At 35.3% G+C, this 723-nt stretch carries 1 protein-coding gene and 1 tRNA gene; both read left to right on the forward strand.

The features are described 5' to 3' along the window. Positions 1-120 precede the first annotated feature (120 nt). A tRNA-Thr gene (locus IV88_RS08955) sits at positions 121-194 on the forward strand. A 52-nt stretch (positions 195-246) separates the two neighbouring features. Further along, positions 247-723 (forward strand): GNAT family N-acetyltransferase (locus tag IV88_RS08960; protein ID WP_057800547.1); only part of this gene is annotated, 477 nt, incomplete at its 3' end.

Here is a 723-nt window from a genome sequence, read left to right on the forward strand (position 1 = left end):
CTGCGAGGGTAGGACGTTGCCATGCAAAAACAGTAAAAGAGTTCCCTTTGTGGGAACTCTTTTTTATTGTAAACATTGTGATACCAGGTTTTTATGTGATATACTAATTGAGTTAGAAATGCCACTATAGCTCAGCTAGGTAGAGCACTTCCATGGTAAGGAAGGGGTCATCGGTTCAAGTCCGATTAGTGGCTTTATTAATGAGTAGAGACCTGAGGGGGTCTCTTTTTTTAGGAGAAAATTAGCATGGAGCAAATTGTAGAACTTACTTTAAAACAAGTACCGTGGAATTTATTGTTAGAGGCAGACCCCAATCGTAAACAAATCAGTACTTATCTATCTAAGTCGCTTTTATTTGGTTATCAACTTGATGGACAAATACTTGGTGTGGTAGTCGTTCAACCCAATCATTCTATATTAGAAGCGGAGATTAAAAATATTGCCGTTGATCCATCTTCTGAGGGTCAAGGGATTGGTAGACAACTTTTAAATTATGTAATTGATTGGTCACGTAATAATCACTATCACACTCTTTTTATTAGCACCGGTAATTCCTCTATTAGACAGTTGAAGATATATCAAAAAGTGGGATTTGAAATCTTTGATTTAGATAAAAATTTCTTCATAAGAAATTATCCTAAGCCTATTTTTGAAGACGGTATTCAGTGTATAACACTAATTAAATTAAAAATGAGTTCCCGAATTGTCAAATCAAGTGCAACA

Origin of the sequence: Pediococcus argentinicus (assembly GCF_001437605.1) — a bacterium.
Taxonomy (GTDB): Bacteria; Bacillota; Bacilli; order Lactobacillales; family Lactobacillaceae; genus Pediococcus; species Pediococcus argentinicus.